This window comes from Streptococcus dentasini (assembly GCF_053206945.1).
In genome coordinates this window covers 105,352-131,197 of the sequence record NZ_JBRUHS010000004.1, presented here as the reverse complement: position 1 = coordinate 131,197, position 25,846 = coordinate 105,352, and the positions used below count along the sequence as shown (strand labels likewise).

24 protein-coding genes are annotated in these 25,846 nt (G+C 43.5%); 2 read left to right on the top strand and 22 right to left on the bottom strand.

Translation table 11 applies throughout. The features are described 5' to 3' along the window. Window positions 1–311: 311 nt before the first annotated feature. From ACVR1G_RS04945 to rfbA, 6 genes are all read right to left on the bottom strand, one after another. Entirely contained in the window at window positions 312–1,247 is a 936-nt protein-coding gene (locus ACVR1G_RS04945) for a dihydroorotate dehydrogenase (RefSeq protein ID WP_447452087.1), read from the bottom strand. Window positions 1,248–1,262: 15 nt separating this feature from the next. Further along, complete coding sequence (locus ACVR1G_RS04940) at window positions 1,263–2,063, bottom strand: dihydroorotate dehydrogenase electron transfer subunit (protein WP_447452086.1); 801 nt, start codon at window positions 2,061–2,063, stop codon at window positions 1,263–1,265. 539 nt (window positions 2,064–2,602) lie between these two features. Next, window positions 2,603–3,064, bottom strand: a complete 462-nt coding sequence (locus ACVR1G_RS04935) for a hypothetical protein (RefSeq protein WP_447452085.1) — start codon at window positions 3,062–3,064, stop codon at window positions 2,603–2,605. Between the two features lie 131 nt (window positions 3,065–3,195). After that, entirely contained in the window at window positions 3,196–4,242 is a 1,047-nt protein-coding gene (gene rfbB, locus ACVR1G_RS04930) for a dTDP-glucose 4,6-dehydratase (protein ID WP_447452084.1), read from the bottom strand. A 341-nt stretch (window positions 4,243–4,583) separates the two neighbouring features. Continuing rightward, on the bottom strand, window positions 4,584–5,177 hold the full coding sequence (locus ACVR1G_RS04925; protein ID WP_447452083.1) for a dTDP-4-dehydrorhamnose 3,5-epimerase family protein: 594 nt from the start codon (window positions 5,175–5,177) through the stop codon (window positions 4,584–4,586). Beyond that, window positions 5,177–6,046, bottom strand: coding sequence for a glucose-1-phosphate thymidylyltransferase RfbA (gene rfbA, locus ACVR1G_RS04920; RefSeq protein WP_447452082.1), 870 nt, complete (start codon window positions 6,044–6,046; stop codon window positions 5,177–5,179). Before rfbA ends, ACVR1G_RS04925 begins: the two co-directional genes overlap by 1 nt. 213 nt (window positions 6,047–6,259) lie before the next feature. Here rfbA and ACVR1G_RS04915 point away from each other — a divergent pair, with 213 nt between their 5' ends. Beyond that, window positions 6,260–7,174 (top strand): LysR family transcriptional regulator, encoded by a 915-nt coding sequence (locus tag ACVR1G_RS04915; protein WP_447452081.1) that lies wholly within the window; start codon window positions 6,260–6,262, stop codon window positions 7,172–7,174. A gap of 79 nt (window positions 7,175–7,253) precedes the next feature. Here ACVR1G_RS04915 and ACVR1G_RS04910 read toward each other — a convergent pair whose 3' ends face one another. From ACVR1G_RS04910 to rpiA, 7 genes are all read right to left on the bottom strand, one after another. Continuing rightward, on the bottom strand, window positions 7,254–7,718 hold the full coding sequence (locus ACVR1G_RS04910) for a COG2426 family protein (RefSeq protein WP_447452080.1): 465 nt from the start codon (window positions 7,716–7,718) through the stop codon (window positions 7,254–7,256). A gap of 28 nt (window positions 7,719–7,746) precedes the next feature. Continuing rightward, window positions 7,747–8,511, bottom strand: coding sequence for a Gbs1250 family HEPN protein (locus ACVR1G_RS04905; protein WP_447452079.1), 765 nt, complete (start codon window positions 8,509–8,511; stop codon window positions 7,747–7,749). A gap of 1 nt (window position 8,512) precedes the next feature. Then, window positions 8,513–9,217 (bottom strand): purine-nucleoside phosphorylase, encoded by a 705-nt coding sequence (gene deoD, locus ACVR1G_RS04900; protein ID WP_447452078.1) that lies wholly within the window; start codon window positions 9,215–9,217, stop codon window positions 8,513–8,515. Window positions 9,218–9,697: 480 nt separating this feature from the next. Next, window positions 9,698–10,507 carry a purine-nucleoside phosphorylase gene (locus tag ACVR1G_RS04895; RefSeq protein ID WP_447452077.1) on the bottom strand — a complete coding sequence of 270 codons (810 nt, stop codon included), beginning with the start codon at window positions 10,505–10,507 and terminating at the stop codon, window positions 9,698–9,700. Between the two features lie 232 nt (window positions 10,508–10,739). After that, complete coding sequence (locus tag ACVR1G_RS04890; protein ID WP_447452076.1) at window positions 10,740–11,534, bottom strand: alpha/beta fold hydrolase; 795 nt, start codon at window positions 11,532–11,534, stop codon at window positions 10,740–10,742. 9 nt (window positions 11,535–11,543) lie between these two features. Beyond that, window positions 11,544–12,755 (bottom strand): phosphopentomutase, encoded by a 1,212-nt coding sequence (locus ACVR1G_RS04885; RefSeq protein ID WP_447452075.1) that lies wholly within the window; start codon window positions 12,753–12,755, stop codon window positions 11,544–11,546. A gap of 50 nt (window positions 12,756–12,805) precedes the next feature. Further along, complete coding sequence (rpiA, locus tag ACVR1G_RS04880) at window positions 12,806–13,477, bottom strand: ribose-5-phosphate isomerase RpiA (protein ID WP_447452119.1); 672 nt, start codon at window positions 13,475–13,477, stop codon at window positions 12,806–12,808. A 155-nt stretch (window positions 13,478–13,632) separates the two neighbouring features. On the opposite strand from rpiA, the gene mnmE reads away from it, so the two are divergent. Further along, window positions 13,633–15,003 (top strand): tRNA uridine-5-carboxymethylaminomethyl(34) synthesis GTPase MnmE, encoded by a 1,371-nt coding sequence (mnmE, locus tag ACVR1G_RS04875; protein ID WP_447452074.1) that lies wholly within the window; start codon window positions 13,633–13,635, stop codon window positions 15,001–15,003. 463 nt (window positions 15,004–15,466) lie between these two features. On the opposite strand, the gene ACVR1G_RS04870 is transcribed toward mnmE, so the two are convergent. The 9 genes from ACVR1G_RS04870 to ACVR1G_RS04830 all read right to left on the bottom strand — a co-directional run bounded on the left by ACVR1G_RS04870 (window position 15,467) and on the right by ACVR1G_RS04830 (window position 25,844). Continuing rightward, window positions 15,467–16,225 (bottom strand): DUF4931 domain-containing protein, encoded by a 759-nt coding sequence (locus tag ACVR1G_RS04870; RefSeq protein WP_447452073.1) that lies wholly within the window; start codon window positions 16,223–16,225, stop codon window positions 15,467–15,469. Continuing rightward, a complete protein-coding gene (locus ACVR1G_RS04865) occupies window positions 16,222–16,806 on the bottom strand; it encodes a uracil-DNA glycosylase family protein (protein WP_447452072.1) in 585 nt (194 codons plus the stop codon). Before ACVR1G_RS04865 ends, ACVR1G_RS04870 begins: the two co-directional genes overlap by 4 nt. Window positions 16,807–16,989: 183 nt before the next feature. Beyond that, window positions 16,990–18,399 carry a dipeptidase PepV gene (gene pepV / locus ACVR1G_RS04860; protein WP_447452071.1) on the bottom strand — a complete coding sequence of 470 codons (1,410 nt, stop codon included), beginning with the start codon at window positions 18,397–18,399 and terminating at the stop codon, window positions 16,990–16,992. A 239-nt stretch (window positions 18,400–18,638) separates the two neighbouring features. Beyond that, complete coding sequence (locus ACVR1G_RS04855) at window positions 18,639–19,619, bottom strand: YihY/virulence factor BrkB family protein (protein WP_447452070.1); 981 nt, start codon at window positions 19,617–19,619, stop codon at window positions 18,639–18,641. A gap of 3 nt (window positions 19,620–19,622) precedes the next feature. Beyond that, complete coding sequence (locus ACVR1G_RS04850) at window positions 19,623–20,483, bottom strand: methionyl aminopeptidase (protein ID WP_447452069.1); 861 nt, start codon at window positions 20,481–20,483, stop codon at window positions 19,623–19,625. A 129-nt stretch (window positions 20,484–20,612) separates the two neighbouring features. Continuing rightward, window positions 20,613–21,893, bottom strand: coding sequence for a CBS-HotDog domain-containing transcription factor SpxR (spxR, locus tag ACVR1G_RS04845; RefSeq protein WP_447452068.1), 1,281 nt, complete (start codon window positions 21,891–21,893; stop codon window positions 20,613–20,615). A 1-nt stretch (window position 21,894) separates the two neighbouring features. Further along, complete coding sequence (locus tag ACVR1G_RS04840) at window positions 21,895–22,440, bottom strand: GNAT family N-acetyltransferase (RefSeq protein WP_447452067.1); 546 nt, start codon at window positions 22,438–22,440, stop codon at window positions 21,895–21,897. A 429-nt stretch (window positions 22,441–22,869) separates the two neighbouring features. After that, window positions 22,870–25,080, bottom strand: a complete 2,211-nt coding sequence (recJ, locus tag ACVR1G_RS04835; RefSeq protein ID WP_447452066.1) for a single-stranded-DNA-specific exonuclease RecJ — start codon at window positions 25,078–25,080, stop codon at window positions 22,870–22,872. Then, window positions 25,077–25,844, bottom strand: coding sequence for an SDR family NAD(P)-dependent oxidoreductase (locus ACVR1G_RS04830; protein WP_447452065.1), 768 nt, complete (start codon window positions 25,842–25,844; stop codon window positions 25,077–25,079). Before ACVR1G_RS04830 ends, recJ begins: the two co-directional genes overlap by 4 nt. Between the last annotated feature and the right edge of the window lie 2 nt (window positions 25,845–25,846).

The window sequence follows — 25,846 nt, the reverse complement described above, 5'->3', positions numbered from 1 at the left end:
TTCTGTTTTTGATAAGCGCCAACCATCTTGTCTTAGCTCATTTTCACTTTCGTTCAAACTGAGTCGAGGCAAGACCTAAGTTCAATTTATCTCACTAAGGGTCGAGTCATAGAAAAAACCTTGCCAAAGAGGCAAGGTATGACAAAAATCAGGGCAATCCCCACCCCTATATCATGGTTCCCTTGCTAGCCTCTCTGGACTGAACTTAAAGGTTTATTATTGGTTCTATTGTAACTTACAGGTGCTCAACTGTCAATCAAATGCTGTAAGGGGTACAGAAGTATAGACATGATGGTCAATCGTTAGAAAATTTATAAGTTTTTCCAAACTTCTTTCCTCAGCTCTTCTAAACTCTCAATACCATACTTATCCATAACCTTGGGTAAGTCAGCGATAATATTAGGGCAGGCAAAAGGATCGGTAAAATTAGCTGTACCGACGCCAATTGCTGAGGCTCCGGCCATCATCATTTCAAGTGCTGCTTCAGCACTGTCAACCCCGCCCATACCAATAATAGGAAGACTGGAGCTCTGGGCAACCTGACGAATCAATTTTAAGGCGACGGGGAAGACTGCTGGACCGCTCATGCCACCCGTTCCGTTGGCAATGATAGGTTTTCGACTTTGCAAGTCAAAGCGCATGCCTACTAGGGTATTAATCATGGTAAAACCGGTGGCACCGGCATCTTCTACCGCTTTGGCTACTTGCGTAATATCAGCGACGCTTGGCGTTAATTTAATATAAACAGGAACTTGGGAAGTCTCAACAGCTGCCTTGGTAGCGGCATAAGCCAATTCAGGAACCTGACCAATCAGAAGGCCGGCATTACCGTGGTCGACATTGGGACAAGAGATATTAAGCTCAATGGCTTTAACATTTGGCGCCTGTGAAATCCTTCCAGCAACATAGGCATATTCCTCATTAGAAAAGCCAGCAACATTAGCGATAATGGGTAAATCAGGATAATGCTCCTGCAGCCAAGGAAGTTTCTCTGCTAAAACAGCATCAACACCGGGATTTTGAAGTCCAATGGCATTGAGCATGCCAGACGGTGTTTCAGCAACACGCGGAGTTGGATTGCCAAAACGGGCTTCTTTGGTCGTTGCCTTAATCATAATAGAACCTAGTTGATCAAGGTCGTAATACTTGGCGTATTCCTGACCAAAGCCAAAGCAGCCAGAAGCTGGAATAATAGGGTTTTTCAATTCCAAACCGGGTAAAGAAATGGCTAAGCGGTTATCGGACATTTCTCATACCTCCTCTTAGATCTTTATTGTACCTGTTGCAAAGACGGGTCCGTCTTCACAGACGCGTTTATTGGCAGCTTCGGACCTGTCTTTGAGATGAACGACACAGGCATAGCAGGCCCCCATACCGCAAGCCATCCTTTCTTCCAAAGACATGTAAGCATGAGGGTGATGCTCAAATTTACTGTCAACGTATTTCAGCATGCCAGGTGCACCGCAAGCATAGATAGCCGCATAATCATCTGTCAGTTCATCAACAACCGTTGAGACATACCCCCTAATGCCATAAGAGCCATCATCAGTTGTGACCGTCACATGGGCATAATGGTTGAATTCTTCTTCAAGGATAACAGCTGCTTTATTAGCAAATCCTAGAACCACCGTTACGTCAGCCCCTTTTTCGGCCAAAGCTTTAGCTGTCGCATAAAGCGGGGGGACCCCAATACCTCCTCCGATAATTAAAACCTTTTGACCGGCAGAGACGTTAGAAATATCAAAGCCCTTACCTTGTGGCCCCATGGTATCTATAAAATCACCAGATTTTAACTGGGATAAAAGTTCTGTCCCCATACCCTGAACCCGATAAATTATGCTGACTTGCTGAATTTCTCGGTCAATATCGCAGATAGAAATTGGCCGCCGTAAAAGCTTGCTGGGATCTGGCACGCGCAGATGGAGAAACTGTCCGATCTCCATATCGTTTACCATCTGGCCTGCCAGAACCATTTTAAAAATCCTAGGGGCTATCTCAGTCTGGTTGATTACACGCAGATCTTCCTTGAGAATTGGCGCCTTTTGCTCAGATTTATCCATCATCGTATTCCCTTTCTATTTAGTGGTTATCAGAAGGAAAACAGAACTTTTTATGCTAGTGCTTTCCGAAACAGGATTTCTTGCTTTTTAAAAAAGGAGGGACAAAAATCGTGATTTCACAGAAATCGATTTTTCAGTCCCATCCCCCGAACAACTAAGAGATCTTTTTAGTTGGAAATAAAATAAACAATCTTCATGTTACAACTAAGATTTGAGGTTAGCAAAGTTAACTGTCCCCCAGCTTTACAGCCCTACACCTGAGAGTCTAAAATTCAAAGCACTAACTCTCCAGTCAACAGTGGTTCATTAGTACTAGAATCCGTAATGAACTATGCAGGAGAAATTCTAAGCTGGCTAAAGCCAACTGAACTTTTCCTCAACCGTGATCAAGCTATTACAACTAGTTGATATAGCGAGGTTTCCCTTGTTTCAACCTCGCATAAAAGATAGCAGAATACTTGCTGATGACGGTACCCAGCTTTCTAGTTCCCTCTTTGAAGCCTTTTTCTGGCTCTAAATTTGTCAATTGTTTGGTTCTTGTCTTACTGATTATCAAGAACTTCATAAGGGCGCTCGTACTCCTCTTTAAGGGCTGCTGTTGCAACCTGCAGGCTACCGTAGAGATCAACCAAGATTCCAAATGATTTGGCACGGTCCTGATCCAGAAGGTTGTAGAAAAACGGCTGGGCAACAGCAACTTCTTCCAAGAAAGCGAGCTGCTTGAGCCACTCACCAACTACATCCAGAGAAGTATTCATTAGTCTGAAAGAAGGCTCATCGTACCAAGACAGGGCTTGCACCTTCTCCTCTTGACGTTTGAGCGGACTGCAGGCTTCTAAAATTTTTTCAATCTCTGGTTTAATCAAAACAGTCTCCACAGAAAATTCCAAGAGAGAAGGTTCCTGTCTAATCATTGATAGCTCTGTTTCAAAAAGGTGGAGATAGTGTCTGGTAACAGCAAGCTTGTGCAAGAGCTGCTGATAATCTTGAAGTCCTTGTTCCATAAAATGTTCCCTTGCTTCTTATTTTTATTCTATTCTATCATAAAATACTAGTAAAATTAAGCTCAAAAGCCTCATAAGGTTAGGTCGACTACTGACTCTTATTAAAAAACGAGCTTACTGGCTCGTTTTTCTTATTTTAGGATATCTTGAGTCTTGGCATAATTGGCTTCAACTGCTTCCTTCTCAGCCTGCCACCAGTCTTTATGCTCCGTGTACCATTTAATGGTATCTTCTAAACCTTCTTCAAAATTAGTGAATTGCGGCTCCCAACCGAGCTCCTTACGCAGTTTGGTTGAATCGATGGCATAGCGTAAATCGTGCCCTGCACGGTCTGTTACGTGATCGTAAGCATCTTTAGGCTGATTCATTTTCTCAAGGATAAGTTCAAGCACTTCCTTGTTGTTCTTCTCACCATCAGCACCAATCAAGTAAGTTTCACCGATACGACCCTTGGTGAGAATAGCCCAAACACCTGTTGAATGGTCGTTGGTGTGAATCCAGTCACGCACGTTTTTACCTTCACCATACAATTTTGGCTTGATACCAGACAAGATGTTGGTAATTTGACGCGGAATGAATTTTTCAATGTGTTGATAAGGTCCGTAGTTGTTTGAACAGTTGGAAATGGTTGCTTTGACACCAAATGAACGCACCCAAGCTTTGACAATCAAGTCAGACGCTGCCTTGGTTGATGAATAAGGCGATGATGGGTTGTACTTGGTTTCAGCTGTGAATTTCTCACCTTCGCCTTCACCGTGACCTGGCAAATCTTCACGCAAAGGGAGGTCGCCATAAACCTCATCGGTTGATACATGGTGGAAACGAATATCGTATTTACGTGCAGCTTCCAAAAGCGTATAGGTTCCAACAAAATTGGTATAAATAAATGGTGACGGATCTTTGAGCGAGTTGTCATTGTGGCTTTCAGCCGCATAGTGAACAATGGCATCTGCTTTAGCGGCCAATTTGTCTACCAATTCAGCATCAGCAATGTCACCCACAACCAATTCTACACGGTCGCCGAGGATTTCCTCAATATTGGCACGGTTGCCAGCGTAAGTGAGTTTGTCAAGAACAGTCACATGGACATCCGGATGGTTGTTATAAACATAGTGAACGAAGTTTGAACCGATGAAACCAGCGCCACCGGTCACGATAATATTTTTGTATTCAGACATAAATTAAGATATAAAGGGCGATTCAGCTTGCTGAAAATTTCCCTAGAAAAATAGAAATCTTGACAAAGACGTTTTACGCCTAGGAAGAGATAGCCTCTCTTTTCTTCTGGGAAATTAGCCCCGTGTTCAGTTTTGCAAGATAAACCGAACACTCCTTTCTAGCTTGTTTTTCTTTTTTATTGCCGTGACAGACACAGCTCAACTTTTATAATAGTTTCATTTTTTAGAACCAAGGATTAGCTGTCGAAATATCTAGCAATATATTAGATATTTGTAATCACTGCATCAAAGCTCATCAGCAACTCTGCACGCTGATTACCTAAACAGCAAGTTAATTCTTCTTACAATTCCTTTGCTTTCAGTGGCTTCACGTCTTTGAGTAGTGGATGATGCTTATCAGCCTCTGAGACTTCAGCCTTCTCAAGATTTTCCCACTGGATACCGAGACTTGGGTCAGCATAGTTGACAAAGGCATATTTGGGTTTGAGTTCCAAAGCCCAGTAATCATTGACGAGGTAGCTGTAGGCCACCTTATCTGATAAAACTTGAAAACCATTGGCAACACCGCGGGGGACAAAGATCCCTTTAGATGCATCAATAACGGTTTGGTAGACATGCCCAAAGCTATCACCCTCACGCAGATCAACCCAAGAGCCAAGCACCTTACCCTCATCAGCAACTGAAATATACTTGTCCCATGGTTCTGCGTGAAGACCACGCAGAACATGTCTGCGAGAGAAAGATACATTGTTCTGAAGTTTGCCTTCTGCAAAGAAGCTTTCTGGGAAACCAAGAGGGAGCATCTTTTCTTTCTGGAAGTTTTCTTTGAACCAACCGCGGTTATCCCCATGAACGGGAATATCAAATTCAATCATACCAGGGATAGCAGCAATCTTATGGGCAGCTAATTCTTTTCCAAAAAATTCTTCTGTCATTAAGCTTCTCCAATCAAACGCAGCAAATACTGTCCGTATTCATTTTTCTTGAGAGGCTGAGCGAGTTCGAGAACTTGCTCCTTAGTGATATAACCCATACGATAGGCAATCTCTTCAAGGTTAGCCACTTGCAGATTCTGCATACGCTGCACCGTTTCGATGTACTGAGCAGCTTCCAGCAGACTTTCATGGGTTCCGGTATCTAACCAAGCAAATCCACGCTCCATAACCTCAACAGACAAGTCACCGCGATCTAGATAGGCCTTGTTAACATCGGTAATTTCCAGTTCCCCACGCGCACTAGGCTTGATATTTTTAGCAATCTCAATAACGTCATTATCGTAGAAGTACAATCCCGTCACAGCGTAGTGTGATTTAGGTCTTTCAGGTTTTTCTTCAATAGAAACAGCGTTCATCTTATCGTCAAATTCAACGACACCAAAGCGCTCAGGATCTTTAACCTGATAGCCAAAAACAGTCGCTCCTTTTTCCTTGCCAGCCGCTTTTTGCAGCATGCGGCTGAGGCCAGGGCCGTAATAAATATTATCTCCTAAAATAAGAGCTACATTATCATCACCGATGAAATCTTCGCCGATGATGAAGGCTTGGGCAAGACCATCTGGACTTGGCTGTTCGGCATAGGAAAGCTTAATACCGAATTCTGAGCCATCTTGAAGCAATTCTTTGAAGCGCGGTAAATCCTGCGGCGTTGAAATAATCAAAATATCCTTGATACCTGCCAGCATAAGCGTTGACAAAGGATAGTAGATCATGGGTTTATCATAGACAGGCATCAATTGTTTTGATGCCGCACGGGTCAATGGGTAGAGGCGGGTTCCTGACCCACCCGCAAGAATAATACCTTTCATGAGAAAAGCTTCCTTTCACAATTTGTCATTTAGAATTATATCACAAGCCCACTCAAAAGTCAGTAAAAATCAGAACTTTCCCTACCCCCCACCTGCTTTTTAAGGACCGTTTCTTTTTTCAAATTCTTAATTCATAAGATATCCAGCTGAGTCTGACTGGCCTTTCAAAGACTATAGTCTGTAACTATAGCTAATTTATGTTACAATAAACTTATGCGAATTCAACAATTACACTATATTATCAAGATCGTCGAAACTGGCAGTATGAATGAAGCTGCTAAACAACTCTATATCACCCAACCCAGCCTTTCCAATGCTGTCAGAGATTTGGAGCGGGAAATGAATATTACTATTTTTATCCGCAATCCTAAAGGCATTACTCTGACTAAGGATGGTATGGAGTTCCTCTCCTACGCCCGTCAGGTGGTTGAACAGACTAATCTGCTAGAGGAGCGTTATAAGAGTACCGCTGATAATCGTGAGCTATTCAGTGTCTCAGCCCAGCATTATGCCTTTGTGGTCAATGCCTTTGTCTCCCTTCTCAAGGGAACTGATATGAGTCAATACGAGCTGTTTTTGCGGGAAACACGGACCTATGAAATTATTGACGACGTCAAGAATTTCCGTTCAGAAATTGGAGTGCTCTTTCTCAACAGCTATAACCGTGATGTGTTAACCAAAATGTTCGATGATAACCACTTAACCTACACCCACTTATTTACGGCACAGCCTCATATTTTTGTCAGTAAATCCAATCCTTTGGCTGGCAAGAGTTCAGTCGCCCTAAGTGACTTAGAAGACTTCCCCTATCTCAGTTACGAGCAAGGGGTCCACAATTCCTTCTATTTTTCTGAAGAAATTATGTCGCAAGTTCCTCATAAAAAATCCATTGTTGTATCTGACCGTGCTACTCTCTTTAACTTGCTAATCGGCTTGGATGGCTATACTATTGCAACAGGGATTCTTAACAGTAATCTCAACGGAGATGATATTGTCTCTATCCCTTTAGATGTAGAGGATAAGATTGACATTATTTACCTCAAGCATGAAAAGGCCAACCTCTCTAAAATGGGAGAACGCTTTATTGACTATCTCTTGGAAGAAGTCAAGTTTGACGGAAAAGACTAATAAAAACAGTCAGCAGTTCATTCAGGAATGCTGACTGTTTTTATTTATATCAAAGATAGGTAAATAGAAGCATACATGATTAAAAGAATAGTCCTTTGACAAATACTGAACCAAGACCCATGATAAAACCAGCTAGGACAACTCCGGCCATGGTAGCAATGATGCTACTCTTAAATTTGAGATCAAGAATAGAAGCTGCCAGCGTTCCTGTCCAAGCACCTGTCCCAGGAAGGGGGATACCCACAAAAAGAAAGAGGGCATAATAGAGACCTTTGGCACCGGCTCCCTTGGCCAATTTTTGACCACCGCTGTGCCCCTTTTTAAGGCACCAGCTAAAGAAGCCGCCGATAATAGGCTTATCAGCACCCCACTCCAAGACGCGGCGGGCGAAGAAAAAGATGACTGGTACAGGCAGCATATTGCCAATAATACCGATAACAATGGCCTGCCACATAGGGATGCCTGTTGCTACACCGTAAGGAACAGCACCGCGCAGTTCAATCAAGGGGATCATAGAGATTAAAAAAGTATAGAGATAGTTCATAGCTTATAAAGGGGACCTTTCGTTTCAATTATAAAAGTGAGAGAATTAACGTATTAATCTGGTCAAAGTAAAATGGATTTTCGTGATAAACAATATCCGTGTGACGAGCCAGCTTGATGATCATTTCCAAGAAAGCACGCGATGAAAAACCTGTTGTTTGGTGTAGGATTTTTTCATCGAAGGGTTTGATTAAGTGAGCCAAAGGATTCCTAACTGATTTTTCCATATCTCTCAAAAAAGTGACATCCTTTTTGAGAGACGCTGAAATAGGAAGATGCTCAATCAAAACCTGCAGACTTTTTGACGTCACTCGCGGATCATGCCAGATATCGGCAAAAGTCATCAGCACAGAATCGCCAGACCGACTCATCTCTTCGAACTTCCATGTGTCGTACTGAATTCCCTTAGCATTTATCATATAGTCAGAAACATCAGGAATCTCTCTGGAAATCAAACGCATAAAGAGACGATAAATAATAGGGCTGACTGCACGAACAAAGTCAATAATATCCTCTGTTTTGACCTTGGCCTGTAAATCCATAATATAGTTGGACAAAAGCTCCTCTTCAGGCTGATTAGTCACCAAATCGAAATGATAGCGTTTTTTTAAATCCTGCTGAATATCTTTTTGATAGAGTTCATCAAGAGCCAGCTGTCTGCGACGTTTCATAAGATAAATGAGCCTCTTGGCATCCTGATTAATTGGCTGTGATTTGATAATACCATAAGCCGAGGCATAATCATAATGATTGAGCAGGATTTCTAAGGATTCTTTTACTAGGTTTGTCATCATCTTAGTCCACTAAGGTTTCCAAGCCCACTTTCATCATATCCGTAAAGGTTGTTTCACGCTCTTGAGCTGTCGTATCTTCATCTGCGACCAAACTGTCCGAAATAGTCATAATACCAAGCGCCTGAACACCATGTTTAGCTGCTAGGTAATAGAGCGCTGCTGCTTCCATCTCAACAGCCTTGACTCCCAACCGGCCGAGTTTAATGTTATTCTCTGCAAAGTCAGAGTAAAAGGCATCGATTGACAGGACACTGCCGACATGGGTTGTCAGCCCCAAATTCTCTGCAATATGGTAAGCCTTATCTAAAAGGCTGAAGTCTGCTATCTGCGGGAAATCATACTGGGGCCATTCATTTTTGATCATGCTGGAGGTGGTCCCAGCTGCCTGTGCCAAAACTAAATCTCGGACATGGACATCCTTATTGAGCGAGCCGGCAGTTCCGACACGAATGAGCTTTTTAACGCCGTAAGATGTTATTAATTCATTAGCGTAGATAGAAATAGATGGCATGCCCATTCCTGTTCCCATGACAGAGACACGCTCTCCTTTGTAGGTGCCGGTATAGCCTAGCATGCCGCGGACATTGTTAAAACACTGGGCATCTTCTAAAAAGTTTTCAGCGATGAATTTAGCACGCAGGGGGTCTCCCGGCAGTAAGATTTTATCAGCAATTTGACCTTGTTTTGCTTCAATATGAATAGACATAGTTAAGATATAAAGGGCGTTAAGAGAACACAGACAAAATAGGAAATCGCTCGAAAACTCCAATTTCTTGGCAATCGACCTTTTGTCCCAGTCCTTAGCTCGTATTTGGTTAGAGCAAATACGGTGCCCTATCCTTTCTTTATTTTTATTGAGAAAGTCCAGAGGATTGAATTCTTTTCTTGTAAAATATAGAAACCAAGTTTCCACTCCTATCTATAGTCAATAGATTGGTTAACTGAAAATGATTGAGTCGCCATCTTTTCTCAGTTAAAACGATCAGTTCTTATCGCTATCGTCATCAGATTTTCCAGTAGCTAATGCAGTTTGTGATGCCCCCAGACAGATAAACATGATTCCTATGATTCTGGTAGAAGATTGAAATAAAAAGATAAGCCCAGCTAGGTGAAATAGAATTGCACTTAGGATGTGCATTTTTAGAATTTCTATTTTTCATACAAGTACCTACCTTTCAGATTGATTTTACAGCTCCATCAAAATAGCTTTAACAAGCCCCTTGAAGTTGCCCTTGATACGCTGAGTCACTTCAACCACTTCTTCATGGTTGAGCTCATCTTGGAAACCAGCTGCATGATTGGTGATAGCTGAAATCCCCAGAACCTTGAGACCTGAGTGCGCTGCGACGATGACTTCAGGAACAGTTGACATACCCACAGCATCGGCTCCCATGGCTTTAAAGGCGCGGATTTCAGCGGGGGTCTCGTAAGATGGACCTGACACACCGATATAAATGCCTTCATCCAGTTGAATTCCCAGTTTTTGCGCGGTGGCTTGAGCCTTTTCACGGTAATCTTTGCTGTAGGCATTGCTCATATCTGGAAAACGCGGACCAAACTCCTCAAGATTTTCCCCAATCAATGGATTTTGTCCTGTCAGATTGATATGATCCGAAATAGCCATGAGGGTTCCCGGACCAAAACCGATACCGCCAGCCGCATTGGTGACAAGAACACCCTGACAACCCAGAGCCTTCATGATGCGCACAGGGAAAGTCACCACTTCCAGTGGATTGCCTTCATAGAAATGAAAACGCCCCTGCAAAGCCAAGACCTTGCGGCCAGCTAAATCACCATAGACAAGCTTGCCAGCATGCCCCGCGACTGTTGAGCGTCCCCAATTAGGAATATCTGCGTAGTCTAATACAACAGCGTTTTCGATCTCTTCTGCCAACTCACCGAGACCAGATCCCAAAATCAGACCGAACTCAGGTGTCGTCATGCCCTTGTTTTTCAAGAACTCGGTTGTTTGATTAATTTTTTCTAATAATGTCATATTTCAGATATTAAGGGCCTTAAACGGACGGACAATAGCAAAACAAGAAACCAATCGACAGCTTGACGCCTAGATCCCGTTTGTACCTAAAAGTAGCCGTATCTGCAATCATCCAAAGATGATTAGCTAGGTATCTTTTTGCCGAAGTCCTTAAGCCCATACTCAGTTAAGCAGATGAACTCATCATCTCAACTGAACAATCCTTTCTACAAAATTTAAATTTTTCCTTTAACTAAGACTGTAAAAATGCCAGAATTCTTTGATTAAAATCCTTTGCCTCAATATAGGCTGAGTGCCCTAAATTCGGATAGATGTGATAAGCACAGTTGAGAGCTTGAGCTAAGTCAGCTGATGACTGGGCACCGACTACCTTATCCTTACCGCCTCCGATTACAAAAACAGGGCAGGCAATTTCTTTGAGCTTGTCGCTGGCATTAAAATGCAAAATGGAATCCGCCAAGATAATGAACCTATCCAGCTCTTTTGGCTTCATGAATCTAGACATGAGATAGATCAGCCAGCGGTTGCGCTTGACATAGCGTTCAGAATAAACCTTGTCCATCATATCAAGCACCATCTGCTGACGCTCTTTATCCCGGGCTAGTCTTATCCAGTGTCCTATGGTTGTCCTTGACTGATCATTAACTTTGGCTAGAGTGACCCCGAGAACCAACTTGTTGACTAATTTGGGATAAGTAGCTGCTAGGCTCTGAGCGATCATTCCGCCTTGCGAAACGCCAATGATATCTGCTTTTTCAAGATTCAAATATTTCATGGCTTGAGCTAATTCATCTGCCATATCTGAAATGCCGTAACCAGCCTCAACCTTATCCTTACGGTCGAACATGTAGACCTTGTAGTCTTTGGCAAAAATACGGTAAGCATAGGACATTTGCAAGGCCATCCCCTTGATTCTTTGGGTACTCAATCCAGGAATTAAAATTAGCGGCTTTGTCCCTCTACCGAAAGTCAGGTAGTCCATTTTAATGCCGTTAAAAGTTAGGATTCTATTCTGTGCTTGATACATTTAGATCTTTTATACCAATTTATCCAAGAAGCTTTCCCCAATCATGGCTGTGTCCACACCGAAGTTATCTGAGATGGTTGCTGAAATATCGGCATAGTGGCCGACTGGGATAGTGCCGCTCCCCTTAAAGGTCGGACTGTAAGCCAAAAGCGGCACATATTCACGGGTGTGGTCGGTTCCGGCATAGGTTGGATCATTTCCGTGGTCAGCTGTGATAAGAAGCAAGTCATCTTCTTTCATGGCTGCAATGATTTCCGGCAGACGCTCATCAAATTCATGCAGACAATCGCGGTAGCCATGGGCATTGCGGCGGTGACCGTAAAGAGCGTCAAAGTCTACCAAGTTAGTAAATGAGAAGCCTTTAGTGAACTCAGACAGGTTCATGGTTTTAAGCAAAGTATCAATACCGTGGCTGTTGGATTTATTGTGACCCATGTCATGGTTAATTCCAGCTCCGTTGAAAATATCATTGATTTTACCAACAGCGTAAGTATCAATGCCAGCTTCATCCAGTTTATTTAAGACTGTCGGTGCAAAGGGTGATACTGCTAAATCGCGACGGTTGGCTGTCCGTGTAAAGTTGCCGGGTTCCCCGACATAAGGACGGGCAATAATACGGCCGAGAAGAGCTGGACGCTCCAAGGTAATGGAGCGGGCGTATTCACAGATTTTATAAAGCTCATCCAGCGGAATCACTTCTTCGTGGGCTGCGATTTGCAGTACTGGATCAGCTGAGGTATAGACAATCAGCTCACCAGTCTCCATCTGACGCGGACCGAAGTCCGCAATGACCTGAGTACCAGAATAAGGCTTGTTGGCTTCACGAATGACCTTGCGGCCGGAAAACTCCTCTATCTTGGTAATAATTTCCTCAGGGAAGCCATCCCAGAAGGTATCAAAAGGCTCAGTGATATTGAGCCCCATGATTTCCCAGTGGCCGGTCATGGTATCTTTCCCGAGAGATACTTCTTCTAGTTTGGTTGCGTAGCCAGTCGGCTGACTTTCGGCGGGAACGGTTTTTAGAGCCTGCGGACGCGGTATATTACCAAGACCGATTTTGGCCATATTTGGCACATTGAGGCCAACTGTTTTGGAAATATGTCCCAGGGTGTCAGAAGCACCGTCCGGTACACCAGCATTGGAGAAGTTATTAGCATCTGGTGCTGCTCCAATACCAACAGAATCCAAAACAACAAGATGAATACGATTAAATTTAGACATTATCTTTCTTTCTAAGGGTGGTTACGGTTGGCACCCATTACCTATAACAATTAGTTTTCCAAAACTTGAACGCCGTCTTTGCCAGCAACGATGACACGGTTGACCAAGCTGCAGAAAAGACCGTGTTCAACAATGCCGACTTGGTGATCCAGCTCAGCACCAAACTCAACAGGATTGGGAATAGAACCCAGATCCAAATCAATAATGAAGTTTTTCATATCTGTCACGAAACGAGCACCGTCATATTCCCTGAAAGCAGGCTTGTAACCCTTTTTTTCAAATTCTCTGAAAAGACGTTCGGCACCGTACTGGACAACCTCAACTGGCAGTTTAAAAGCTCCCAGAGTGTCCACCAGCTTGCTCTCATCAACAACCCAGATATAATCTTTGGTGGGAGTTGCAACAATTTTCTCCATGAGCAGAGCACCGCCGCCGCCCTTAATACCGTTGAACTGAGGATCAACCTCATCGGCACCGTCAACAGTCACATCAATAAAGTCAACCTCATCAACAGACTTGAGCGGAATGCCAAGACTCTCAGCCTGAGCAGTTGTTCCGCTTGAAGTTGTCACACCGATAATCTGCAAGCCTTCTTCCTGAACACGGCGGCCGATTTCTTCAACAAAATAATAGGCTGTTGAGCCTGTTCCAAGTCCCACAGTCATACCGTCTTTGACATACTGAGCAGCGGTCACACCAGCTATTTTTTTGAGTTCATCCATATTCTGCATCGCATCTTCCCATCTAGTTATTAATCAACTTATTATATCATGAAAAGGCTGGGAGTACCATCTCTGAAAGCCATATTAAACACTTGCTAGTCCCCTGCCTTTGCGTTACAATGAGGTTATCTTAAACACACGGCAAGGAAGAACATATGTCCATTACTAAAGAATTTGATACAATTGCTGCTATTTCTACACCCATGGGGGAAGGTGCTATCGGCATTGTCCGCCTTTCTGGCAGTGAAGCAATTGCCATTGCTAACAGCCTCTTTAAGGGGAAAAATTTGGCAGAAGTAGATTCCCACACCATTAACTACGGGCACATTATGGATCACAATCAGGTTGTTGATGAGGTCATGGTCAGCGTTATGCGCTCACCTAAGACTTTCACTCGCGAAGATGTGGTCGAAATCAACACACATGGCGGCCTTGCTATTACCAATGAAATTTTGCAGCTTCTCATTCGTTCGGGAGCACGGATGGCTGAGCCGGGTGAATTTACGAAGCGGGCCTTTCTTAATGGTCGGGTTGATTTGACCCAAGCAGAAGCTGTTATGGATCTCATCCGAGCTAAAACCGATAAAGCCATGAATATTGCTGTAGCGCAGTTGGATGGTTCTCTTAAAAATCTCATCGATAACACGCGCCAAGAGATCCTTAATACCTTGGCTCAGGTTGAGGTCAATATTGACTATCCTGAATACGATGATGTCGAAGAGGTCACAACGGCTTTAATACAAGAAAAAACACAGGACTTTGAAGACCTGCTGACAGGCTTGCTAAGAACCGCTAAGCGGGGGAAAATCTTGCGTGAGGGGCTATCAACAGCGATCATTGGCCGCCCTAATGTCGGTAAATCTAGCCTGCTCAATAATCTCTTGCGAGAAGAAAAGGCTATTGTCACCAATATCGAGGGGACAACACGTGATGTCATTGAAGAATATGTCAATATCAATGGCGTTCCGCTTAAACTAATCGATACGGCTGGGATCCGAGAGACTGAGGATGCAGTCGAAAAAATCGGCGTCGAACGTTCTAAAAAAGCTCTAGCTGAGGCAGACTTGGTCCTTTTAGTACTTAATGGTTCTGAAGAACTAACCGAACAAGACCGAATTCTCCTTGATATAAGCCAGAACAGCAATCGCATTGTTCTCATCAATAAAACCGACCTACCGCAGTATATTGAGCGGGAAGGTCTGCCAGAAGACACTATCGATATATCGGTCTTAAAGAATGAGAATATCAATCTTATTGAAGAGCGCATCAACCAACTGTTCTTCGATAATGCTAGCTTGGTCGAAAAAGATGCCACCTACCTGTCCAATAGCCGTCATATTTCCCTGATTGAGAAAGCCTTGGCCAGTCTGCAGGAAGTTAACAAGGGCTTAGAAATGGGAATGCCTGTTGATTTGCTTCAAGTTGATATGACCAGAACTTGGGAAATCCTCGGAGAAATCACCGGTGATGCTGCTCCAGACGAACTCATCACCCAGCTCTTCAGCCAATTTTGCTTGGGTAAATAAAAAGGTCCAGTGGACCTTTTTATCCCGAGCCTAAAAATCAAAAAGCGAGGCGGGTCCAGTGGATCTTTGAACTACACTCCAAAAGTTAGACACAAAATCTAACGATTGGGGTGTTTTTCTTATCCGATATCGATCGTCCAGATACTTCTAAATTTGGTTAAATATTATCGTTTCCAAAGACTGAAGTGATATAATTCCCCTAAAAGTAAGGTAGAGAATTTCGATATTTGAGATAAGCTTCTCTGTTCTAAGAGATTTAGGAGCCTAAAATAAAAGTCTCTGACTTTTTCCACTGTGATATAGTTGCTGCCAAGCCTCTTATCAATCTTTCTTGTTACCCATTTTCCCCATAGCCTTCAATATCGTTAGTGCAAGAATGATCTGATCGTATTCATACAAGCGCTACGAAGATAGTAAGCAGCTCTTGTCACAACAAACAACCTTGCTCCTATTCTAAAAATTTTCACTTGATAAATGCCTGTAACTCTGCAACCTCCTGCGCTATGCGCTCTGGGTCATTTATCTGTTTGAGGTGGTAGCCAATCAGGTAAGGGGAGGTGACAAAGCGCGGAACAATTTTACAGACCAAACCTTCTTCCAGATGATAAAAGAAAAGATTATAGGATTCACAGCGACCGCCTAGATAAACCTGCATTAGATATTGAACTACCTGCTGCACGGTATCAGCCAGTTGATTGAGAGCTCGGTAGCTGTCAATTGAAACATTAAATTCACTAAAACTGCTGAGAGGCTGCTGGGATATCGTTACTCTAGCTTGATTATCTGTTTGCTGACAAACCAGATGGCCGTCTAGGTTGTCTGGTTTGATGGTTTCATACGCGTCTATTTCTTCAAAACCAATCACCTGCATGTGCGGATGACGCAGGGAACCTCCTGATAGGGGACCAAAATTCTTAAAAAGTGCCACCGTCTTGAAACGCTGGCTGTCTTCCAACTGCTGCCAAGCTTGTAGGGCAAAGGCAAAAAGCTTACGGTTATGCTCCTTGCTGTAAGTCGCAATATCGCCTAAATGCTGGCTAGATTCGATAATTAGGGTTTGGTAGGTGTTCTCCAAGACCGGATACTTATTGTCCAGCCAGATCATATCATCTTCTTGAGCTATAATCTTTTCTAAGCTGTCGATTGCACAAAAGGGACAGCGATCCTGATTGCTGGGTTTGTGTTTAGCAATCCGGGGGTTAAAAATAAGCGGTTGATTCATGAGTCTAAAATTTCTTTCACATGTTTTCGCAAATCTGGCAGGACGTCCTTCTTGAACCAAGGATTTTTAGCCTGCCAGAGATTGTTGCGCGGTGATGGATGGACCAGCGGGAAAAAGTCTGGCAGGAAGTCCTTATAGTTGCGAACATTATCAGTCAGTTTAACGGACGCTTGCTGCTTGAGATAATAATGCTGGGCGTAGTTTCCGATCAAAAGTGTCAGAGAAATATCAGGCAATTCCTGCAAAATCAAGGGATGCCACTTTTGTGCAAATCCTTTTCGCGGCGGCAGATCACCAGACCTTCCCTTGCCAGGATAGTAGAAATCCATTGGGATAACAGCAATCTTATCGGAATTATAAAAGGTATCGCGGTCAATCCCCAGCCAGTCGCGCAGGTTATCACCTGATGGATCGTTCCAGTAGAGGCGGGTATCTTGGGCCCGAATACCCGGAGCTTGGCCCACAATATTGATACGGGCTGTTTTAGGCGCAGTAAAAAGCGGCTCAATTCCTGCCTTGGTATAGGCTGCATTTTGCGGATCAGCCATAATGGCCTCAACAAGTTGTGACATCCTTGACATGTTTCTCATCTCCATTCATTAAGAAACTTGGTTTTATGAGAAAACCAAGCTTTTAAAGTTTTCCATTTTGTAATCCATTATAGGGACTTGGTAAAAAGGCCAGTTAGCCTGATTTTAGCTAAAGGATCTGAAAATATTTGGGCTTTTCCCACTCCCTTAAATCTCAAGGATTATTACTTTCCCCTATTTGATCAGTTCATAGATAGCTTGCGCATAAATTGCGCAGGCGCGGTAGAGATCTTCAACGTCTGCGAATTCATTTGCCTGATGCATGGTATTTTCATAATTTGGGAACATAGCCCCAAAAGCCACACCGCGCTCTAAGAGACGGCCAAAAGTCCCGCCGCCAATAATCTGTTCGTAACCAGTGAGTCCTGTTTGTTCTTCGTAGACATCCAAAAGCGTCTTAACTAAGGGATCTTCCATGGGAACATAATGAGGTGTATGTTCGTGTTCAGAAAGTGTGACTTTATTAGGACCATCTAGCTTTTCCAGCCCTGCTTGAATCCTTTTTGCGTCGGTGCCTTGCGGGTAACGGAAATTGAGTGCGATAATATTATCATCAGAAGCTGCATCGAATGTAAAGACACCTGCATTCATTGATAAGGAGCCCATTTTTTCATCTGTATGGGCTAGACCCAATTTTTCACCCTTAAAGTCCTCGTGAAGAACAGTGGCGCTCACAGCAATAAAGGACTGAGCGGCTCCAGCAAAATCAAATTGATTGAGGAAAATTGCCAGATAAGTAGCTCCATTGAGACCTTCCTCAGGTGTAGAACCGTGAGCAGCCTTGCCAGTAACCTGAATGCGAAATTGATCTCCTTGTGCTTCAACCGAAGCTGAAATCTGCGGATGGTTCTTCAAGAAGGATGCCAGCTTTTCTTGCAAATCAGCTAGACTGATCTGACCTGAAATCAGAGCTGTAGCTGATTCTGGTACCATATTTTCACGAAGGCCGCCTGCAAACTGGTGCAAGATAAAGTCTCCATTATTTTGGCCCGAAAAGTGGAGATATTCCGTGATATTACCCTTTTCACCATTGATAATAGGAAATTCAGCATCTGGCGCAAAACCAAAATCTGGTTTCTCAACCTCCGGATGGGCAAAATAATAAGCCATATCGCCCCAGCCTGATTCTTCATCTGTTCCCAAGACAAAGCGGACTTTTTTAGAGACTGGGAGTCCCAGCTCTTTGATAATCTTAAGAGCATAATAGGCAGCCATAGTTGGTCCCTTGTCATCAGAGGATCCGCGTGCATAGAGTTTACCATCCTTGATAAAGGGCTTATAAGGATCGCCATCCCAGCCCGATCCTGCTGGTACGACATCCAAATGGGCGAAGATTCCCAGAGTTTCCTCCCCTTGGCCGAACTCGAAATCACCGACATAGTTATCAATATTGCGTGTCTTAAAGCCATCACCTTCAGCCATAGCTAGAAAATGCTTGAGAGCTTTCACAGGTCCCGGTCCAAATGGATGTTGCTTGTCAGCCTGACTGTCATCGCGCTCGGAATTAATTTCTAAGAGACTGAACAAATCCGTCATCATATCGTCGCGTCGCTTATCTACTTCTGCTTTAAAATCTACAGTCATATCTTTCTCCTTTGTTTCCCATAGTGCCCCCATTATAGCACAAATGCGATGGCGACTAAAGAGAGTAAAATTCGCAAAGCAAAACGAGGCTGAAAGAGCATTCAACCTCGTTATAACAGCTTAAAACGGCAGCCGTAGTCATCAAAATTCATGACCACAGCTAGGCACATGATGGAAAAAGAGCTGGCAAGTCCCTCTTTCCAATCATCATAACAAATGTACTTTGTCCCATTTATGTCTTATTCTTCATCATCAAATGGATTGGCTGACTTGTCTTCTTTGTACGAACTTCTATCACTATCTTCTTCATGATCGCCAAAGGATTGTAAAAAGGTAAGAACGTCGCCGCGGCGACCCTCCATTTCACCCTGCAGAAGCTCCTGAGCTGTCGCATTGAGGACAGCACCTGTGATTAGAATACGCGCTAAGATCACAAACCAAAACATGATAATAAAGATAATGATGGAACCAAACACCTTGATATCGATCAGATTGTTAAAAGTTCGGGTTACATAGTCTCCTACCAAACCGGTCATGAAGATCATGACAATGGAGCTTAAAATCGTTCCCGGCAAAGTATAACGCAGTTTTTTAATACGGACATTAGGCAGGATAAAATAAAGAGTTATCAGGCCAATAACAATGACGAAAATCATCAAGGGACGGTTAGCGTGCAAAAGCAGGCGCACAATCCCCGCTGGCAAGTCATATTTTTGCCGCAATGACTGATAAACCCCATCTGACAGAGCTGACAGCAAGAGGGCAAAGGTCAAGAGAAAGAAGATAAAGAAGCTAGCAATGATGCCAATCATATGACCAATGACGAAATCTCTGTGTTGACTGACATCGTAAGCCTTATTAAAGGCCTTCTGCAAGGAGGTCAAACTGCGCGACATCGTCCAAAAACCTGTTAAAGTAGCTATTCCAAGGACACTGCTGGAAGGATAGGCAAAGAGATTGCGAATGATTCCCGCAGTAGAACTGTAGATTTCAGCTGGAAGATTCTGGCGCAGGAAGACTAGAAAGTCTGTCAAGTCAATGTCAAAATAAGGGAAAATATTGGCTGCAATCACTACCAAGGGAAAGAGGGTCAGCAGCAGGTAATAGGCCACAGCGATACTGGATAAGTCTATCTCAGCGCTGCGGTAATGCTTGAGATAGACTTGTAGGGGAGGATAGTTGAGCTTATCCACCAGCCTATCCAAGAATTTTTTCTTCATGTCTTAATAGGTTCCTTCTTCTCCCTGACTGGTCAAGATAACAGGACCGTCTTTGGTGATAACAAATTGGTGCTCATATTGACAAGACAGACCACCATCAAGCGTTTTGTGAGCCCAACCGGTCTCTAAATCCGTATCAATTTCCCAAGTACCTGTATTGATCATGGGTTCAATGGTAAGCACCATTCCCTCTTTAAGGCGCAGGCCGCGACCTGCCTTGCCATAATGAGGAACATTAGGTTCTTCATGCATGGTCGGACCAACACCGTGGCCGACCAGATCACGAACAACACCATATCCGCGGCTTTCTGCGTATTCCTGAATAGCAGCACCGATGTCGCCAATACGATTGCCAACAACGGCCTTTTCAATTCCCAAATACATAGCTTCCTTGGTCACTTCCATCAAATCCTTGACCTCCTGTGATACATCACCCACAGCGTAGGCCCAGCAAGAATCAGCTAAACCGCCAGTATAGGGGGCTGTATATTCTTTCATCTCAGCAGTGTTGTCAAAGTCCAATTTAGAAACATCAAGAATTGATTGATCCAAGGGTTCACTCAGTACCATATCCACCTTAAGCAGATCACCTTTTTTTAAGATGTAGTGACGCGGGAAGGCGTGGGCAACTTCATCATTAAGACCGCAGCAGGTCGCATAAGGATAGTCCATTAGTTGTCCGTCCACTCCAATTTGTAAGGGGAGAACATTGGCTTCTTTACAGCGGCGGCGAACATATTCTTCAACCTCCCACATATCTAAGCCTGGTTTAATCAGGTCACGCAGACCAATATGGATGCTGGCAAGAAAGTCACCTGCGCGGTCCATGGCTTCAATTTCACGTGCTGATTTGAGTGTTATCATTTATGTTTTTCTCCTTTTACTAAATATAAAGCTGTTAAACACTCCAAAAGAATTTAGAAAATGGAGTGACGATCCATTAAGAATCGAGCGACATTTATCTAACTCCGCAGGAATGTAGGTGTGTTCGATTTAAGTTACCCTGCTTGAGATAACCGCTTTACAGATAACCTGATCCATGCAACGTACTTCTACATCGACAGTCGCACTGCGACGATTTTTAGCAACGATTCGCGGTTTCAGGTGCAATTGGTCATCGATTTGAACGGCCTGTAAAAAGTATATCATCATTTGCTCAATAAAGATATTTTTTTTGCGATTGAGAGATAAGAGGCGCATGGCTGACTCTTTCAAAATTTCTGTCAGAATACCATTGGTTAGATTGCCGGCATTATCAATCATAGCTGGCTCCACTTTAAAACTGAAGTAACCATTTTCCTGTTTGAGGCTAGCCGTAATCTGATCGCTAAGCGTATGCAGGCCATCATGATTTAGTTCTTCCAAATTTTCCATGACCAGCTTTCGGGTGATGACGCCAAGCAATAGGTTGGCATCATCAACAACCGGCAACATAGCAAAATCTTCCATAATCATCCTCTGGGCAACCGTCGCCAGACTTGTCTCAGGTTTGGTGGTTACCGGCTTGGTCATAACAGAAGAAAGGTTAGCTATAGACTCTTGATTAGCAACATCGCGCATACTAACAACACCCACTACCTGACCAAGATTATTGATAATGGGGTAGCGAACGTGGTTACTCTTTTTGACCAAGCGATGATAATCATTCACAGTGTTGTCAGGATTGAGATAACCATAGTTGGACTTGAGAGTATAAACCTGCGCTACCGTTTTGATATCAGTTTTGATACGAACATTGGATAGGGCACGGTTAATCATGGTCGCTACTGTAAAGGTATCATAAGCTGTTACCATAACGGGGATCCCCTGTTCTTGGGACATGGATAAAACCTTATCCGATACGGCAAAGCCCCCTGTTACCAAAATAGCATTGTGATTTTCTAGAGCCAGCAGTTGAATCTCCTCGCGGTCTCCAACAATCAGAAGTCCCCCTTTAACCAGATAGCGACCAGCATTCTCTCGTGTCATAGCACCGATAGAAAAGCGGCTAAACTCATGCTTAAGGCCTGCATGCCCTGCAACGACTTCTGATTCGGATATTGTTGCAATTTCAGCATAGGTCAGCTTTTCTAAGCGAACTTTAACTTTTTGCTCCACTCGAACAGTGCCGCTGCGGGGACGGGTTTCAACTAAGCCGCGGTTTTCTGCTTCCTTAATAGCACGATAGGCTGTTCCTTCGCTAACTGATAAATAATTGGAAATACTGCGTACACTGACATGTCTGCCAATCGGCAAAGCCTCTAAGTATTCTAAAATTTCTTGGTGCTTGGTCATACTAATTCTCACCTGCCCTTAGCTGAAATTCTAAGTAATCTCGCATCTTGTGACTGTAGCGATCGCTCCCCTTAAAACGCCTAACTAATCTAAACCCGGCCTTCTGCGCTACCCTTTGACTGGCTAGATTTTCCTGATGGGTAATGATGGATAAACTGCGCAATTGACACTCCTGAAAGGCCAAAAAAACAATACTTTGTAAGCTTTCGGTAGCCAATCCCTGTCCCCAGAAATCCTGATTGATAAAATAGCCAATTTCAGCGTGGTGCTTGGTTAGGTTGAGTTTCTCTAAGCGGATGGCTCCAATCATTCTCTTACTGGCCTTATCCTCAATCGCCCAAATGCCCAGCGGCTCCTTCATAAAATAATGGACTAAGATATAATCACTTTCAGCTTGACTAGCTTGCAAGGGAAAGATGAAGGCTAGATTGTCGGGATTATGGGCAATCGTAAAAAAATCTTCGCGGTCTTCAAATCGAAAGGGACGCAGCCAGAGTCGCCTTGTTTCCAACTGAGCATACTGTCCAAGTACTGTCCAAATATCCATGCTATTATAGTACAGTTTTTCTAGAGGCAAGTCAATGGAGGACTAGAAACCTGCTAATAAAGCTGTTTTCGGAGCCAGAAAAATCGGAAGCGAACTCCTGCTACTATTTTTATCGGTGTTCAAAGCTAGTGAATAGGTTACACTAAACTAGACAGAAATGATAAAGCGCTATAATTCTAGTGGGGTTTATCCACTACAGTTGACAAAGAGCCTATAAAAAGGCCCTTCATTTTCCTGATTATTCAGAAAGCGAGGACCTTTTTGGTATTCCAATACTGTTTTAAAAGTTCTATGATTCAAACAGCAATAAGAAGACGTTATACCTCAAAGCTGATCATTTTTCAAAGCAAAACCATAGACAAAGAACATTTAAATGCTATTGGGACTAATACTGGGGCATCAAGAGATATAGCTTCTTAACTGATTCCTTTACCTACTGCTGTCAGACATCAGCCAGTCATAGATTTCCTGCGGTGTTCCCAGCGCCATCAGTTCCTGGTATTTGACCAGAGCTACTAGATCTTGATAGATTTGACTATCAGCAATATCACGTTTTGGGGCGTTTTTATTGACTGTCATAATCCCATCATCAATCGTGACAAAATTTAGCTCATCAAAGATTTGAATCATCTTGACCAATAAAATATCAGGGATTTTCAAGTACCCTGCTAAGTCAGCTAATTTATGGCGGACATCAAATTCCGGAAACTGGTAGATGGTCTTGTAAAGTTTGGCAAACTGTTCTCGAGTTCCATAACCAGTTAGATAGTAAGCACGCTTAATGTGGTTTTTGAAATAAATCGCCTGAAAGGCCTTGCCACTGAAAAGTGCCCTTAGCTGGTGCGGATCTTCTGGCAGGTCAACCACTGCTACAACATCACTGTTACTATTCTCCGTTAGAACCGGCACCTGATCGGGCAGACTGGCTGATTTTGAGCGCACATCAATCAGCTGGATTCCTTCAACTCGGGCATCTACTAGTATAAGCTGAAGGCTGGTATTACCGTTCCAAGTGTTGACCGATAAGGTAACAGCTAGTTCAAGACGGCTGGCCTGGGCAAATTCTTGAGCTCGGTCACCCTGTGAAAAAGCAACAAGGTCAAATTCTGCACCGTCTTGGGCTAATTTAAGTTTAAGATGAGCACCTTGCTGTCCCATAGTTCGACTTTGCAGCACCTTGAAATTCCTTAGCCAAAAAACAGGTTTCTTATTATCCATACCAAAAGGAGCCAGTTGTTCTAAACTTTTAATAGTATCAAAATCTAAGTTGGATAAGTGCAGCTCTTCATCGATTGTCAAATTATTTTTGCTAGACATGTCAATCTGATGGTCAGCGATATAGTCACAGAGGATATGGCTAAGCTTTTCCAAATTTTCTGCTGACAGAGTCATGCCTGCTGCACCTGCATGTCCGCCAAAAGCCTCAAAAATATCTCGGTGATCCGTCAATGCTGCAAAAATATTAACAGCATCAATTGAGCGAGCCGACCCCTTGGCTTTGCCAGCTTCAATGTTAAGAACGATAACCGGTTGGTTGAGGCTCTCCAAGATACGCCCCGCGACAATACCTAAAACACCAGGATGCCAGCCTTCCTTGGCTAAAACTTGAACTGGTTTATCGGGGTCAATCATTGTCATTGCCTCATCGTAAATGGTTTGAACCAAAGCCTTGCGCTCTTCATTTTTCTCCTTAATCATGAGGGCGGTATCATGAGCTTCCTCATCGTCAAAACCGGTCAAAAGCTCAATTGCGGGATTAGGATCATCCAAACGTCCGAGAGCATTGAGCATGGGAGCAATCTTAAAACCAACAGTCTCCTCATTAAGGCTGCTAGAATCAATATCAGCCACATGCATTAATTCCTGTAAACCAATGCGGTCGGTCTGAGCCAAGACTTGCAAGCCATATTTTACTAAAGCCCGATTCTCATCAGTCAGACTAACCATATCAGCAATCGTTCCGATTGCCACTAAATCAAGAAGTTCATTGGGAATACCTTCTAAGAGAGCTGTGGCTAACTTAAAAGCTACACCACAGCCAGCTAAGTCTTTAAAAGGATAATTCCCTTTCGGATGTTCAGGGTGGACAATAGCATAGGCCTCCGGCAATTCATCTGGCAGCGAGTGGTGGTCAGTCACGATGACATCTACCCCCTGATCTTGGGCATAGCCAATAGCCTCGTGTCCAGCCACACCATTATCAACAGTCACGATCAACGAAATTCCTTGCTGTTCAATGAAATATTTGTAGACACTGAGGTTGGGCCCATATCCATCTGTAAAACGATTGGGCAGATAAACCAGATTTTCAGCCCCTATCATCTCCAAGGTTTCCTTCACGATAGAAGCCGATGTCATTCCATCAGCATCATAATCACCATAGACTAGGATGGCTTCATTATCTTCGATAGCTCGGCGAATCCGAGATACAGCTTTTTCCATATCATGGAGCAAATAGGGATCATGTAAATGGGATAGATCAGGGGCTAAAAAGTCATCAAGCTTATCTTGAGTATGGATGCCTCGCTCAAAAAGAATTTTGGCAGCTGTGTCATCTAAACCTTTTTTATGTGCCTGTTCTAAAAAGGACTCGCTGGGAGCCTGTTCGATTATAGTCCAGTCATATTTTGACGAAATCATTTGTAATTGAAAACCTTTCTCGAAAGAAAATCAGCCATTTTAGGAAATAAAGCGTAAAATTTAGCAGAAAGAACCATTGCAAAGGGCATATTGAGTTCGCGCCTATTTTTACCCAGACTTTTGATAATCTTCTTTGCCACTTGTTGAGGCGTCAGGCTGAAGCGCTCTACTGCTTGGAGATAGCCGCCTGATGGATCAGCCCTGTCGAAAAATTTAGTCGATATAGGACCGGGGTTAACCGTTGTTACATAGACATTGTTATCGGCTAATTCCAGACGCAAGGCATTGGAGTAGCCGATAACAGCAAACTTGGTTGCCGCGTAGACACTAGCCTTGATAGTGGCCAGCTTCCCTGCCATACTGGCAATATTGATGATGTGACCGCTCCTTTGCTGAGCCATTTTAGCACCGACCAGACGGGAAAAGTTAATAGTAGCCAGCGTATTGACATCAAAAGTCTCTCGAATGGTCTCAGAGTCAAATTGATCAAAGCTTTTGAACTCTCCGAAGCCTGCATTATTGATAAAAATATCAATACGGCCATATTCCAGATAGAGTTGGTCAACTAGGGCAGCCACCTGACTGTCTGAACGGATATCCAAACCAAAAGTACGAACCTGTGGCTTGCCAGCATAGAGCTGGTCCAGTCTTCCTTTATTGCGTCCTATGGCAATAACGCTATCATCAGAAGGTAAAAGATTGATGATAGCCTCTGCTAGTCCCCCAGAAGCTCCTGTCACAGCGATAATACGACTCTTTCCCATGG

Coding starts and splice junctions, on each gene's coding strand:
- ACVR1G_RS04945 (WP_447452087.1), bottom strand. CDS start 1,247: ATGTCCGATAACCGCTTAGCCATTTCTTTACCCGGTTTGGAATTGAAA.
- ACVR1G_RS04940 (WP_447452086.1), bottom strand. CDS start 2,063: ATGATGGATAAATCTGAGCAAAAGGCGCCAATTCTCAAGGAAGATCTG.
- ACVR1G_RS04935 (WP_447452085.1), bottom strand. CDS start 3,064: ATGGAACAAGGACTTCAAGATTATCAGCAGCTCTTGCACAAGCTTGCT.
- rfbB (WP_447452084.1), bottom strand. CDS start 4,242: ATGTCTGAATACAAAAATATTATCGTGACCGGTGGCGCTGGTTTCATC.
- ACVR1G_RS04925 (WP_447452083.1), bottom strand. CDS start 5,177: ATGACAGAAGAATTTTTTGGAAAAGAATTAGCTGCCCATAAGATTGCT.
- rfbA (WP_447452082.1), bottom strand. CDS start 6,046: ATGAAAGGTATTATTCTTGCGGGTGGGTCAGGAACCCGCCTCTACCCA.
- ACVR1G_RS04915 (WP_447452081.1), top strand. CDS start 6,260: ATGCGAATTCAACAATTACACTATATTATCAAGATCGTCGAAACTGGC.
- ACVR1G_RS04910 (WP_447452080.1), bottom strand. CDS start 7,718: ATGAACTATCTCTATACTTTTTTAATCTCTATGATCCCCTTGATTGAA.
- ACVR1G_RS04905 (WP_447452079.1), bottom strand. CDS start 8,511: ATGATGACAAACCTAGTAAAAGAATCCTTAGAAATCCTGCTCAATCAT.
- deoD (WP_447452078.1), bottom strand. CDS start 9,217: ATGTCTATTCATATTGAAGCAAAACAAGGTCAAATTGCTGATAAAATC.
- ACVR1G_RS04895 (WP_447452077.1), bottom strand. CDS start 10,507: ATGACATTATTAGAAAAAATTAATCAAACAACCGAGTTCTTGAAAAAC.
- ACVR1G_RS04890 (WP_447452076.1), bottom strand. CDS start 11,534: ATGTATCAAGCACAGAATAGAATCCTAACTTTTAACGGCATTAAAATG.
- ACVR1G_RS04885 (WP_447452075.1), bottom strand. CDS start 12,755: ATGTCTAAATTTAATCGTATTCATCTTGTTGTTTTGGATTCTGTTGGT.
- rpiA (WP_447452119.1), bottom strand. CDS start 13,477: ATGGATGAACTCAAAAAAATAGCTGGTGTGACCGCTGCTCAGTATGTC.
- mnmE (WP_447452074.1), top strand. CDS start 13,633: ATGTCCATTACTAAAGAATTTGATACAATTGCTGCTATTTCTACACCC.
- ACVR1G_RS04870 (WP_447452073.1), bottom strand. CDS start 16,225: ATGAATCAACCGCTTATTTTTAACCCCCGGATTGCTAAACACAAACCC.
- ACVR1G_RS04865 (WP_447452072.1), bottom strand. CDS start 16,806: ATGTCAAGGATGTCACAACTTGTTGAGGCCATTATGGCTGATCCGCAA.
- pepV (WP_447452071.1), bottom strand. CDS start 18,399: ATGACTGTAGATTTTAAAGCAGAAGTAGATAAGCGACGCGACGATATG.
- ACVR1G_RS04855 (WP_447452070.1), bottom strand. CDS start 19,619: ATGAAGAAAAAATTCTTGGATAGGCTGGTGGATAAGCTCAACTATCCT.
- ACVR1G_RS04850 (WP_447452069.1), bottom strand. CDS start 20,483: ATGATAACACTCAAATCAGCACGTGAAATTGAAGCCATGGACCGCGCA.
- spxR (WP_447452068.1), bottom strand. CDS start 21,893: ATGACCAAGCACCAAGAAATTTTAGAATACTTAGAGGCTTTGCCGATT.
- ACVR1G_RS04840 (WP_447452067.1), bottom strand. CDS start 22,440: ATGGATATTTGGACAGTACTTGGACAGTATGCTCAGTTGGAAACAAGG.
- recJ (WP_447452066.1), bottom strand. CDS start 25,080: ATGATTTCGTCAAAATATGACTGGACTATAATCGAACAGGCTCCCAGC.
- ACVR1G_RS04830 (WP_447452065.1), bottom strand. CDS start 25,844: ATGGGAAAGAGTCGTATTATCGCTGTGACAGGAGCTTCTGGGGGACTA.